Genomic DNA, 11,613 nt, shown 5'->3' with positions numbered 1-11,613 from the left:
GTAAGAATTTAGTTTAGTTTTTTGACTCTAATCTTGTAGTTGTCAATTTTCTTCTTAAGAGTATTGCGATTGATGCCAAGCATTTGTGCCGTTTTAACTTGGTTGCCGTTGTAGGCGCGCAGAGCTAGCTCTAGAAGAGGTTTTTCTACTTGTTCAATAACGACGTTATATAGACCGTTCAATTCAACTTGTGCCTCTTTTTGTTGAGCAAAAAGAACTTCAAGTTTGCTCTTAACTAGCTTCTCCAAACTTACTGACTGAAGGTTGGCGACAAAAAGATTATCAGAACTGTTCAGGTTCGGCGTCATGGAACTCCCAAAAATGTCGGCTTAGGTTTGGAGTGGTCTACTTCAGTGCAACCGAAGTGTAAGCCTATACTCCGCGTGTTTCTGCAGACCAAATATACTTATGGAGCTGTAATTGCAACCGTGCAGATGATTTTTTCTGCAAAATTTTTTCTGCCAACCAGCGTTCAGACACTTGGCCGTATGATGGGCTGTATAAAACCATAAATTTTTCGAACAAATTGTGTTGACGGCAGAAATTTTCAGACCAATCGAAGTCTTCTTCTGAACAAATCACAAACTTGTATTCCGTGCTGGGCGTGGAAAAGCCGATGTTCTCCATAAGGAAGGAATCGGCAGCACCGCTATCTGGAGTTTTCACATCCAAAATAATTTTTACGCGTGGGTCAACAGCCTCAATGCTTTTTGATCCGCTTGTTTCCAAAGAAACTTTGTAATCGCGATCGCAAAGAGTTTTCATCAAGGTGTGAACTTCTTTTTGCAGCAAGGGTTCGCCACCAGTAACGCAAACATAAGGAGCTTGATGAGAATCAATCTCCTGCATGATGGCCTCAAGGGACTGCATCTCGCCTTCATAATATGAGTATTTTGTATCGCAATAGGTGCAGCGCAAGTTGCAGGCTGTAGTGCGCACAAAAACCGTGGGATTTCCCACATAACTGGTTTCACCTTGGATACTATAAAAAATCTCATTTATTTTAAGCATTTTAACTGGCTCTTTGTCTTGATTTCTTGCGCTCTAAAGTCTTGGCGTTTCTGACGTCGGCAGTAACGTGCCGCATTTGTCCTGCACCGCCAGTCCTAAGTCAAGTAAGCGCTTCATCCGCATGACTAACTCATCGGAATCTCGTAAATTTTTTAAATGAACCAATTCCTTAAAAAGTTTCGTCAGGACGTTATCGCAATCGGCTTTTTAGGCCTAGGACTTTTCCTCGCCTTAGCTCTTATCAGCTACAGCCCCCGCGACCCTTCATTGAACTCCATTGGCCAAGGCTTAAAAGCTGCAAATTACTGCGGAATCGTCGGCAGTTTCCTTGCAGATATGCTTTATCAGTTCCTGGGCTTAGCTGCTTGGGTGCTGGTCGGAAGCCTGTTGAAAATGGCCTATGCGAGCTTTAAAGGCGAATCTTTGAATTTAAAAAATATTCGCTTTGTCTGGGCCCTCTTATTGATCATCAATGTGGCCGCCCTTTTATCGCTTTATTTGCCTAATACGAAGCTTTTCCAGAACCAGATCTATTTGGGTGGACTTCTTGGACTTGGCGTCGCTCAGGCCCTAATGCGTGCTTTTGCGTCGGCGGGGGTGCAGGTCATCCTGTGGTCGTTTATGGCCGTTTTGGTGGTCTTCTATTCAGAAAAAACTTTGCAGGAGCTGGCGGAGATTCCTCAAGAATTTTTCGCTGATTGGAAAAAGAAGAAATATTCTGACAAAATAGGCAGCTTCTTTTCTGGAATGTTTGTTGGGGATTCAGGCGCTAAAAAAGCAAAACCAGTGAAAAAAGAGAAGAAGGAAGAAAAAGAAGAAAAGCGCGATATGAGCAAGGCGCAGCAATTGGTTTTCCCTCTCTCTGATAAAAAATTTAAAGAAGATGCTGAAGACGAAGAAGAAGATGAGGATTTGGAAGCAATTTTAGCGGCCGACGCCGAAGACGAGACTGAAGAAGAGGATGACGAAGAAGAAGTTCCTGCAGTCCGCTTGGCTCAAAAACGCAAAGTTGTGATGAAGGCAAAGCCTCCACGTCGTATTGAAAATTGGGAAATGCCAAAACTTTCTTTGTTGGAAGATCCACCGGCATCGCGAATTAAAATCGACAAGGCGGAAATCCAAAGAAAAGCGGACTCATTGGTTGAAAAGCTTAAGAACTTTTCAATCGAAGGCCAGATCACTGATGCCAAGCCCGGCCCGCTGGTTACGATGTATGAGTTTAAGCCTAATGCTGACGTGAAAATTTCAAAAATTTCTGAGCTTGAAGACGACTTGTCGCTGGCTCTGTCGTCAGAATCCGTGCGTGTGGTCGGTCACATTCCGGGAACTGATGTGGTTGGTATTGAAACCGCGAACTTGAAGCGCGAAACTGTTTATTACAAGGACTTGATTGCGGAAGATACCTTCTGGAGTGAGGACTTGGCGTTGCCGATGGCCGTAGGCCGTGCGGTTGACGGCGAACCTAAGATTGTCGATTTGCGCAAGATGCCGCATCTGTTGATCGCGGGTACAACAGGTTCTGGTAAATCCGTCTTCGTGGGTTCAATTATTTCTGGATTGTTGTTCAGACATTCGCCGAAAACTTTGCGTCTGGTTTTGATTGACCCGAAAATGGTCGACTTAGCACCATTCGCCGGAGTTCCTCACCTGGCTCTTCCCCACATCACAGAACCGAAGAAGGCTGCGACAGCTTTGAAGTGGGCCGTGCGCGAAATGGAAAAACGCTATAAGTCTTTGTCGAAGTTCGGCGTTGGTAAGATCGAATTGTTCAACGAGAAAACCGCGAAAATGTCCAAAGCTGATGTTGATGAACATGAACGCCACAATATCGCTCTTGAAGAAGGCAAAGCCAAACTGGATCAGTACTATTATCAGCCGCTTCCTTATGTTGTTATCGTGGTGGATGAGCTTGCCGACTTGATGATTGTTGAAAAGCAAAACATCGAAGAGCCGATTCAACGCCTGACGCAAAAAGCCCGCGCCTGCGGTATTCATTTGATTCTTGCGACACAGTCACCGCGTAAAGATGTTGTGACGGGTTTGATTAAAACAAATATCCCAGGCCGTGTGGCCTTAAAAGTTGCTTCGAAAATGGACTCAAGAATTATCATTGATGATTCGGGTGCAGAACGTCTTCTTCCGAATGGGGACATGTTATTCCAAGCTCCTGGTATTGGTAAACCGACGCGCCATCACGGTCCTTATATGAAGGATTCAGAAATTGCGAATGTCGTAAAGCATTGGTCAGATCAAGCTGAGCCGGAATATGACCCACTTGCGATGAGAGCCCTTGAAGGCTTTGCGGGTGGCGATTCTGAATCTGGCGGCGATGGTGGTGACGGCGGAGGATTTGGCGACGAGGAATACGATGAGAGATACGATGAGATTCTTTCTTGGGCTTCTAGCCAAAAAGAAATCTCTGCCTCTTTGATTCAGCGTAAATTCCGCTTGGGCTACCCTCGTGCGGCGCGCATGATTGAAGTCTTTGAAAAAGAAGGTGTTGTGGGCCCTGCAAATGGCAGTAAGCCGCGACAGGTTTTGGTTTCTAGCTATAGCGAAACCTAATGCACTCCGGCTCTGCCGGAGTAGACCGTAGAATGGCATATTGACCCTCTTTGCGGGTGTGTTTTCATTAGGAACACACCAAACCATTCAAGGAGGAAGTATGTTTAAGACTCTTATCGCGGTTCTCGGATTTGCATTCGCACTCAACGCTCAGGCTGCCCCGTCTATTCAGGATACTCTGGTTCATGTTCAGGCCAATGTTATTATGGAAGCCCAAACAATGGGTTTGGATTGGAAGGTTGGCGACACGTCAAACTACGATCTGAACATTGGTGGCTTTATTAAAGGATCGATGGTGATGTCGGTCGACTCTATAGGTGCTGATGGAATTTGGATGAATCAGGACGCAGATCTTGGCTTCGCTGGAAAACAAAAGATTCAAACCCTGATTGATGCAAATACCGGAGAAATCAAAAAGGTCATCGCTAATGGTCAAGAGCAACAAGTTCCTAAGCAGGACCTGGAAATCATTGATACGAAAGAAGAAAAAATCACAGTGCCAGCAGGAACATTTGATAGCATTCATGTAACTGCTCGTGATAAAGCTTCTAGTGATAAGGGTGAAATCAACGTTTGGTTAAACCCACAGGTGGTTCCAGTGGGCGGGACGCTGAAGCAAACAGCTCCAACTCAGTTTGGAACAATGACATTAACTTTGAAATCTTTTAAGAAGAATTAGTCGATGAAATTGAATTTTAGTTTTTTGAAAGCCGCATTCTTTGCGGCTTTCCTCTCCTTCCAAATGTTCTCTTCCCCGGCCTTCTCTCAAAGCAAAGCAATTGCAAATAAATCTGAAACCTATAAAGACATTATTGAAAAAGCCTATAACTTGAGTCTGCAAAAAGACCGTCAACAGGCTCTGAATATTTTGATAGCAGCCTTGCAGAAGGAAAATCGCCCTCAACCCGTGGCCGATCTGCGCAAGGCCATTAATGATGTGGCCCATGTTTTTATCAGTGATAAAGCCCAGCAAATGTTTGAAGCGGGAATTTCGTTGCGAAAAACAGATTTGACCCAAGCTCTGGGTAAATTAAATGAGGCTTCTCGTTTGGAACCTGACAATACGGCAATTCTAAGTGAACTTTCGCGGACCATGATAGCGAAGGGTGATTGCTCTGGGGCGCAAGATTTGATGAGCAAACAAGCCAAGCTTTTGCCCTACGACGAGGAGCTGAAGCTGACCGCAGCCCAAGCCTATGTATGTCAGTCTGCATGGGTCGAATATGGCAAAATATATGACAGCAATGAGGTTCGTAAGTCCCCGTTTCAAAAATTTTGGCTTATTCTTGAAGTCGACCGCTACTTTAAGACCAAGAATTACACCAAAGCACAGGAAATTGCCGCGAACTTGAAGAAAATTGATGGGAAATACCCTGAAGTTTCATATTGGTCATGGAAGTTGGTGCAAGTGGCTAAGAAGCCGGGCTTGGAAGATGCACAGAAATATGTGATTACCTGCAAAAACATTTCAGCCAACCAGTATAGACAGTATATGATAGACCCCATGCTTTGCCGCCATGTCGTTGAGGTAGAGGCAGATCTTAAGGGGTCAAATGGAATTGCTGAATAAATTTTCAAAATATTTTTTTGCTGTTGTTATTGGAGCCTTGCTATCTGGTTGTGGAGTGAAGGGCATGCCGCTTCCTCCCCTAACCCCGGCGCCGCTGGGTCGTGGCGAACCAACGTATTCAGAGACAACAAAAAAATCCTCCAAAGATAAAAAGAAATATAAGAATGAAGACCTGGAAGAGACTCCAGCCTCCGATAATCAGGAGGGTTTGTGAGTTCTTTTTTGCCAGTTCGAATCACGAAGATGTCGGGAGCAGGAAATACTTTTGCTTTGATTGACGCCCGTGATTCTTCGGTATGGAAGAATGTGGAAAAAGATCTGCATATCTCCAGACCAGAATTTGCAAAAAAAGTTTGTGACACTGTATTGGGTGTTGCAACGGATGGACTACTTTTGATTGAAACTGGCTCTGACGGCTTTGATTTCAATTGGGATTTCTATAACAACGACGGGTCGACCGCAGAGATGTGTGGAAACGCGGCTCGCTGTGCCGCTCGCTATTGTCAGGAAAACCTGGCTAATGAACTTAAGAGCATTCGTTTTAAGACGGGCGCTGGATTGGTGACCGCGGAGATTCTTGGTGATGGTCGTGTTCGGGTTCGCATGCCAGAGGCTAAATACGTGCGTGAGAGTATTGAACTGAAGACTCAATCCAGCTCGACAGAAACATTTGCCTTGGTTAATACCGGTGTCCCTCATCTGGTTCAAAAAATTCATACGATGGAAGATGTTGAAAATTTGAAAGAGATGGCGCGTGAGTGCCGTTCGCATGTGGACTTGAAGCCCGCTGGTGCAAATGTAACATTTTATACAATTGAAAATTCAAAAAAAATCCAAGCTGTGACTTTTGAACGCGGAGTGGAAGATTATACTTTGGCTTGTGGAACAGGTGCGGTAGCAGCCGCATTGGTTCATTCCAAAGAAAGCAAAGAGAAAAGCATTGAAGTGCAAATGCCTGGCGGAATTATGATGATTCAGTTTGTTGAAGGCGACACTCACCCGTTGATGACGGGGGAGGCGGTATTTGTGGGAGATTTTCTGTACAATCTAGAGGTGGTTAGATGAAAAATTTTAAAGGTACGTTCACGGCTCTTTTGACACCATTTAAGAATGGCAAAATTGATTTTGGTTCTATTGACCGTTTGGTAAAACATCAGCTTGCAAATGGCGTGGATGGATTTGTTATCAACGGCACCACAGCGGAAAGCCCGACTTTAACTGAAACTGAAAAAGTTGAACTTTTTAAATACGTTCGCAAAATGGTCGGGGACAAAGTTCCGCTGATTATGGGAACGGGATCCAATGACACGGCGAAGACCATTGAAGATTCAAAAAAGGCAGAGAGTCTTGGTGCCGATGCAATTCTGGTTGTTGTCCCCTATTACAATAAACCTCCACAACGCGGATTGTACGAGCACTTCAAGGCGGTTGCATCATCTGTAAAGATTCCGACGATTCTATATAACGTTCCGGGGCGCACAATCACCTCATTGGCGACGGAGACAATTCGTGATCTTTCCAAAGTGCCTGGCATCATTGGTATTAAAGAGGCAACCGGAAAAGTTGATTTCGCAGAAGAGATTATCAAAGCCTGTGGCAAAGAATTTGTGATGCTTTCTGGTGACGACGGCACTTATGTCGAATTCTTGGGTGTTGGCGGTCATGGTGTGATCTCAGTCGCGACTCATGTTATTCCAAAGCAGATGGCTCAGTGGAAAGCTTGGGCGGCTGAAGGTGCAATGGATAAAGCCCGCCAAGACATCGCGAAGTACAATGACCTGATTAACCTGCTGTTCGTTGAAGCAAATCCTATCCCGGTTAAAAAAGCGGTTCAGTTGATGGGCCTTATTGATTCCGCAGAGATGCGCCTTCCTTTGGTTGAACTGGGTGAAGAGCACTCGGCAAAACTCAAAGCGGAAATGACCAAAGTTGGAGTTCTGGCATGAAGAAACTGAAAATCGGCCTGGTTGGCGCCGGTGGTCGCATGGGTAAAGAGATTGCTTCAGTTCTCGAGCAGGGTGCCGATTGCGAATTATTTTATCCCCTTCTTCGTGATGAGAAGGTTGATCCGAAAAAAGCCTCTAAAGTCGACGTGTGGATTGATTTTTCCACCCCGGAAGCATTCGCGGGTGTTTTAAAGATGGCGGCAAAGTATAACACTCCGGTTGTTTGTGGAACGACCGGTTTCACAGCAAAAGAAAAAGCACTGCTTAAAAAATACGGATCGAAGATTCCGCTGCTGTGGGCTTCCAATATGAGTATGGGTGTTGCGGTACTTAACGAAGCATTGAAGTCTTTGTCTGCAATTTCAAATTTTGATTTTCAGATTGAAGAGATTCATCATAATCGAAAGAAAGATAAGCCCTCTGGGACCGCCATTACATTACAGGAAAACCTGGTTAAAGCCGTTGGTAAAACAATTCCTGAGCCCCTAGCAATCCGAGGTGGTGGTGTTTTCGGTGTTCACAAAATCTTTGCGATGAGTGATGAAGAGGTTTTAACTTTCGAACACAGCGCCCTAAATAGAACTGTTTTTGCAAAAGGCGCGGTTCGTGCGGCATCTTGGTTGGCAAAACAAAAACCTGGTCTCTATCAGATTCGTGATGTTCTTTTCGGAAAGAAAGCATGAATCAACCGCATAATGCGCTGATATTTGTAGCCTTGGATTTAGTCGGTGGCGATGCCAAGGCGAAAGATCTATTGGCCAAGATCCTTGAATGCGGCGAAATTGTATCTATTTCTTCGGTTTATAAAAGGTATCTTACGGATGCGCGAGTGGATCTTAACGCTCGCATGGAATTTGTTATCCGGTTTGAAACGGTGATGAGTGTTGATCAATGCTTGCACATGGTTTTGTCTATGTGCGAGCAAGGTTCGCAAGGTTTAAGCCAAAAAAGTCATGCTGAATTGATTCTGCTCTCGTATGATAACGCAATCTTGATGTCTCCACGTCTGACTCTGCCCTATCCAGAGATGCATACAGATCCACTCATAATCCGATGTGCTGCGGAAGCCTGGGGTCAATACGAGCACCCGATCTTTCAGAAAACCCTCAGTGAAATTTCGCGGACAGCAGCTCCAGCCCGAATGGCTGAGTTTTATATTCAAGGTAAAAGCCTGGTTGATTTTTAATATCAGGCGACGTACAAATTTCTATGTAAGATTAAATTGCCACATATCAGTCAGGGAGTTCCCATGAAGTTTTTTATCGATACAGCCAATCTAGAAGAAATTAAACAAGCCAATCTTCGTGGTTGGGTTGATGGTGTTACTACAAATCCTTCTTTGATTGCAAAAGAGAACCGCCCTTTTCACGATATCATCCGCGAAATCTGCAAAGAGATCCCGGGTCCTGTTTCCGCTGAGGTAATCAGCCTTCAGCATGAAGAAATGGTACGCGAAGGTAAAGAGCTTGCGAAGATTGCTTCTAACGTCGTTGTGAAAATTCCGATGTGTGAAGATGGTATGATCGCAGTTAAAAAACTGACTGCTGAAGGCATCAAGACCAACGTCACATTGGTATTCTCTCCCCTTCAGGCTTTGTTGGCGGCGAAAGCTGGTGCAACTATGGTTTCACCTTTCGTAGGTCGTTTGGATGACATTGGATCAGACGGCATGGCGATGGTTAGTCAGGTTATTCAAATTTATGACCAGTACGATTTCGCGACTGAAGTATTGGTAGCAAGTGTCCGTGGTCCTATGCATTTGCAATTTGCTGCAGAGATGGGCGCCGATATTGCGACAATTCCATTCAAAGTGATGCAGCAAATGACCTCTCATCCATTGACTGATAAGGGCATCAAGCAGTTCATGGATGACTGGAATAAAGGTCAAAAGAAATAATGAAACGACTTCTTAGCCTTTTTATCTGTAGTTCAGCACTGCTTTTGTCTAGCTGCCGCACCGGAGGGATTGTTCTTCGTGAAACTCCTTTAAACGTCAGCGAAACAAGAAAAGTCATTGTGTCAGTTATCGGTGAGCCACGCATGGTTAGCGAAAACGGGCGAGAGATGGCTTCAAAGTACTATGATAAAAAAGGCAAGGAAATCGCGAAGATGGATATGGCCAAGGAGCGCTACTCTACGCGTGTGACGATCCTCGGGGATCGTCGTCCTTATGACATTCAGGTCCAGGTTTTAATCGAAGATCGCGATACTGAAGGTGGATTTGAACTCACTGACCGCGATGACGACAAAGCCGCTGCCATTGCGGAAAAGATCAAAAAAGCACTTAACCAAAGTCGTGACTCCCGTAACGTTATTGACGACTTCCGCTCATTCTAAATACCATGAGGAGTAGTCAAGTACTGACTATTCTTCATGAGGTGGACGTTGCGAGGAATGCAGCTCAGACGGCTTTTGCCGATCGCAGTCGTAGCAGGATGCTTTGCGTGGTCAAGTAATATTGGCGGCGTGAAGTTCATTCCTATTTACGAAGCCCTCACAATTAAAGCTCAAAAAAATTCTCCAGCTTATGTCGCGTTCGAAGAGTTAATTGAAACCAGAAAACCCGCCTCTGAGTGGGAGCAAATTCAAAATAAGACTGCGATACATTTAGATTCTGGCAAAAGTTTTGCGCCGTTGTTCGCGCAAAGAATTGTTCTTTCGGAAATGGTTCTAAAGAAAATACCGGAACCGATTCCCGCCGCCAGCGCCGCTCCAGGGCGCCTGACGGCAAGTGAGTCCATCACTGACAGCTCGTGGGTCGACCAACTTTCACCGTCTGAAAGAAAACGCGTGCAAGAGGCTCAGTATCGCTCTGAAGTGTTGAATCAGGAATGGAAGGAAGCAAGCTTCTCCGAAAAAGCCCAAGAGGTACTTGAGAAATCAGGTGTCTTGGTTGGAAATTCAATTCGAGGATCTGTTCCCAACAATAAAATTTATGTCGCTTCGACGGACGCAAATGGGCACACTCGTTCTGAACCGCCCCGTCCATCAGTTGAAACCGGCCACCCTTCTGTAACACGCACCTTGGGTGAGCAAAGTCTGGTGCCTTCTAAAGAAGAGCAAGCGCGTGGTCGCCGAATTGTTGGACCGATTGAAATTACCGGCGGTCTTGCAGTTACAAATGAACATCATATTGAAATTCGCCGTAATGACGAAGGCATTCTCAAAGAACTTGGAAGAGTCGATCTTGTTCAGGGTACTTATAATATAGATGTCGAAGAGACTTCAGGATCTGTGGTCGCTCGTTTGGTGGATAAAGATGGGAAGACCTTGGGTGAAGGAAGCTTCCGCCTGAACCGAGTCGCCACAAATAATACCAATTATCTGCAGGGTCCGAAGTTGAAGGTTGAGCCGCATGCGGATTTCTCAGGAATTGTGACCAGCGCCTACAATCCTAAGCCAACCGAAGTGGCTCCAGCTCAGACGCGGGTGACTTTTGTAAAAGGCGTTAGTGATGTTCCGGTAAAAAAAGATGGCCTTGTCGCCATGGATAACGTGGCCAAGGGTTCGACTACTGTCATGAGAGTGGCAGCACCGAAGCATTTACAGACCACGCAAATTATCGTTTCAGGTCAGGAATTCAAAACATCTCTGTACCCTTCCTCTATGATTAAAGCCCTGCAGGACATCGTCGCGCAACAGAGAGCCTTGTCTTTCGATGGTGAGCCTACAATTATCTGGGGACGAGTTGCCCTCGATGGAAAAACTTTGGCAGGTATTGATGTTTCTGTGGAATCAAACCCAGGATTGCAGCCGGTCTATTTCAACTCATTCATGATTCCAGATCCGCAACTCAAAACAACCAGCGAGAATGGTTTGTTTGCTTTCGTTGACGTGAATCCTGGATTCCACTCATTGCTGGCGACCCGTTCGGATTCAATTTTTGGCTACGTAAATGTGGTGGCCGAAGAAGGTACTGTTGCTCAGGGTGATATTGATTCTACGATTAAATCTGAGCCGGTTCCATTAAAGGTCTATGATGCCTTTACCGGCGAAGCCCGAGCGGCGACCGTAACCATGCAGAGTCTTCAGGATGAGCTCAATGTTGAAAACGGAACTCAATCTTTGATGCTTCCTCATTTGAATCGTCTTGGTTTAATGAGAGTTCATCCAGAGGGGGCGGATTACATTCCAGCTCGTTACATCTATAATGACAATGAAGAGTTCATTCACGTACCGTTGGTTCAATTTAGCTGGCTGAGCGCAATCAAGTCGTTCTTAAAGATTGATGATTCACCAAGTGGCGCCATCATCGTTGGATTTGTGCCGGACGAAGATTTTGAAGTTTATATTGCGGGCTACGATAATTTTAATCCGCATAATGTCGTATATTTTGATATGCAGGGGCGCATCTTACAGAATCGCAAGGGTATGAGTGGCGGGGGCTTTATTCTTTATAATGTTCCTGAAGACACTCATGAAATTGTGGTTGTGGGAAGCAGAACTCAAAAGATTTACTCTCGAGTTCTTCCGGTCGATCCGAATTCCTTGTCGGTGTTATCTTTCCGCGAGTAGTTCGCG

Annotated in this window: 13 protein-coding genes; 11 read left to right on the top strand and 2 right to left on the bottom strand. The window is 45.2% G+C overall.

Annotated elements, in window-relative coordinates:
- Window positions 1-8: 8 nt before the first annotated feature.
- A complete protein-coding gene (locus NWE73_RS00825; protein WP_061834327.1) occupies window positions 9-308 on the bottom strand; it encodes a helix-turn-helix domain-containing protein in 300 nt (99 codons plus the stop codon).
- A 64-nt stretch (window positions 309-372) separates the two neighbouring features.
- On the bottom strand, window positions 373-1,011 hold the full coding sequence (locus NWE73_RS00820) for a radical SAM protein (protein WP_277576366.1): 639 nt from the start codon (window positions 1,009-1,011) through the stop codon (window positions 373-375).
- A gap of 156 nt (window positions 1,012-1,167) precedes the next feature.
- On the opposite strand from NWE73_RS00820, the gene NWE73_RS00815 reads away from it, so the two are divergent.
- From NWE73_RS00815 to NWE73_RS00765, 11 genes are all read left to right on the top strand, one after another.
- Complete coding sequence (locus NWE73_RS00815; RefSeq protein WP_277576365.1) at window positions 1,168-3,576, top strand: DNA translocase FtsK; 2,409 nt, start codon at window positions 1,168-1,170, stop codon at window positions 3,574-3,576.
- A gap of 100 nt (window positions 3,577-3,676) precedes the next feature.
- On the top strand, window positions 3,677-4,255 hold the full coding sequence (locus NWE73_RS00810; RefSeq protein ID WP_277576364.1) for a DUF3108 domain-containing protein: 579 nt from the start codon (window positions 3,677-3,679) through the stop codon (window positions 4,253-4,255).
- A gap of 3 nt (window positions 4,256-4,258) precedes the next feature.
- Window positions 4,259-5,146 (top strand): tetratricopeptide repeat protein, encoded by an 888-nt coding sequence (locus NWE73_RS00805; protein ID WP_277576363.1) that lies wholly within the window; start codon window positions 4,259-4,261, stop codon window positions 5,144-5,146.
- Window positions 5,130-5,360, top strand: a complete 231-nt coding sequence (locus NWE73_RS00800; protein ID WP_277576362.1) for a lipoprotein — start codon at window positions 5,130-5,132, stop codon at window positions 5,358-5,360. The genes NWE73_RS00805 and NWE73_RS00800 overlap by 17 nt, the downstream gene beginning before the upstream one ends.
- Window positions 5,357-6,211, top strand: a complete 855-nt coding sequence (gene dapF / locus NWE73_RS00795) for a diaminopimelate epimerase (protein ID WP_277576361.1) — start codon at window positions 5,357-5,359, stop codon at window positions 6,209-6,211. The genes NWE73_RS00800 and dapF overlap by 4 nt, the downstream gene beginning before the upstream one ends.
- Entirely contained in the window at window positions 6,208-7,092 is an 885-nt protein-coding gene (dapA, locus tag NWE73_RS00790) for a 4-hydroxy-tetrahydrodipicolinate synthase (protein WP_277576360.1), read from the top strand. Before dapF ends, dapA begins: the two co-directional genes overlap by 4 nt.
- Window positions 7,089-7,775 (top strand): 4-hydroxy-tetrahydrodipicolinate reductase, encoded by a 687-nt coding sequence (locus tag NWE73_RS00785; protein ID WP_277576359.1) that lies wholly within the window; start codon window positions 7,089-7,091, stop codon window positions 7,773-7,775. The genes dapA and NWE73_RS00785 overlap by 4 nt, the downstream gene beginning before the upstream one ends.
- Window positions 7,772-8,278, top strand: coding sequence for a 2-amino-4-hydroxy-6-hydroxymethyldihydropteridine diphosphokinase (locus NWE73_RS00780; RefSeq protein ID WP_277576358.1), 507 nt, complete (start codon window positions 7,772-7,774; stop codon window positions 8,276-8,278). Before NWE73_RS00785 ends, NWE73_RS00780 begins: the two co-directional genes overlap by 4 nt.
- A gap of 63 nt (window positions 8,279-8,341) precedes the next feature.
- Entirely contained in the window at window positions 8,342-8,989 is a 648-nt protein-coding gene (gene fsa, locus NWE73_RS00775; protein ID WP_277576357.1) for a fructose-6-phosphate aldolase, read from the top strand.
- Window positions 8,989-9,429, top strand: coding sequence for a hypothetical protein (locus NWE73_RS00770; protein ID WP_277576356.1), 441 nt, complete (start codon window positions 8,989-8,991; stop codon window positions 9,427-9,429). The genes fsa and NWE73_RS00770 overlap by 1 nt, the downstream gene beginning before the upstream one ends.
- Before the next feature lie 57 nt (window positions 9,430-9,486).
- Window positions 9,487-11,607 (top strand): hypothetical protein, encoded by a 2,121-nt coding sequence (locus tag NWE73_RS00765; RefSeq protein WP_277576355.1) that lies wholly within the window; start codon window positions 9,487-9,489, stop codon window positions 11,605-11,607.
- The last annotated feature ends 6 nt before the right edge of the window (window positions 11,608-11,613 follow it).

The sequence above is a fragment of the Bdellovibrio svalbardensis genome (assembly GCF_029531655.1).
In the GTDB taxonomy this organism is placed as follows: Bacteria; Bdellovibrionota; Bdellovibrionia; order Bdellovibrionales; family Bdellovibrionaceae; genus Bdellovibrio; species Bdellovibrio svalbardensis.
Note: the sequence above shows the minus strand (reverse complement) of the source record. Positions and strands in the feature narration are given on the sequence as shown.

Excerpts from the sequence above, each read along its gene's own strand:
- NWE73_RS00780 (WP_277576358.1), top strand. The coding sequence starts at position 7,772 with ATGAATCAACCGCATAATGCGCTGATATTTGTAGCCTTGGATTTAGTC.
- NWE73_RS00815 (WP_277576365.1), top strand. The coding sequence starts at position 1,168 with ATGAACCAATTCCTTAAAAAGTTTCGTCAGGACGTTATCGCAATCGGC.
- NWE73_RS00800 (WP_277576362.1), top strand. The coding sequence starts at position 5,130 with ATGGAATTGCTGAATAAATTTTCAAAATATTTTTTTGCTGTTGTTATT.
- NWE73_RS00820 (WP_277576366.1), bottom strand. The coding sequence starts at position 1,011 with ATGCTTAAAATAAATGAGATTTTTTATAGTATCCAAGGTGAAACCAGT.
- NWE73_RS00810 (WP_277576364.1), top strand. The coding sequence starts at position 3,677 with ATGTTTAAGACTCTTATCGCGGTTCTCGGATTTGCATTCGCACTCAAC.
- NWE73_RS00770 (WP_277576356.1), top strand. The coding sequence starts at position 8,989 with ATGAAACGACTTCTTAGCCTTTTTATCTGTAGTTCAGCACTGCTTTTG.
- dapA (WP_277576360.1), top strand. The coding sequence starts at position 6,208 with ATGAAAAATTTTAAAGGTACGTTCACGGCTCTTTTGACACCATTTAAG.
- NWE73_RS00805 (WP_277576363.1), top strand. The coding sequence starts at position 4,259 with ATGAAATTGAATTTTAGTTTTTTGAAAGCCGCATTCTTTGCGGCTTTC.
- NWE73_RS00765 (WP_277576355.1), top strand. The coding sequence starts at position 9,487 with ATGCAGCTCAGACGGCTTTTGCCGATCGCAGTCGTAGCAGGATGCTTT.
- NWE73_RS00785 (WP_277576359.1), top strand. The coding sequence starts at position 7,089 with ATGAAGAAACTGAAAATCGGCCTGGTTGGCGCCGGTGGTCGCATGGGT.
- NWE73_RS00825 (WP_061834327.1), bottom strand. The coding sequence starts at position 308 with ATGACGCCGAACCTGAACAGTTCTGATAATCTTTTTGTCGCCAACCTT.
- fsa (WP_277576357.1), top strand. The coding sequence starts at position 8,342 with ATGAAGTTTTTTATCGATACAGCCAATCTAGAAGAAATTAAACAAGCC.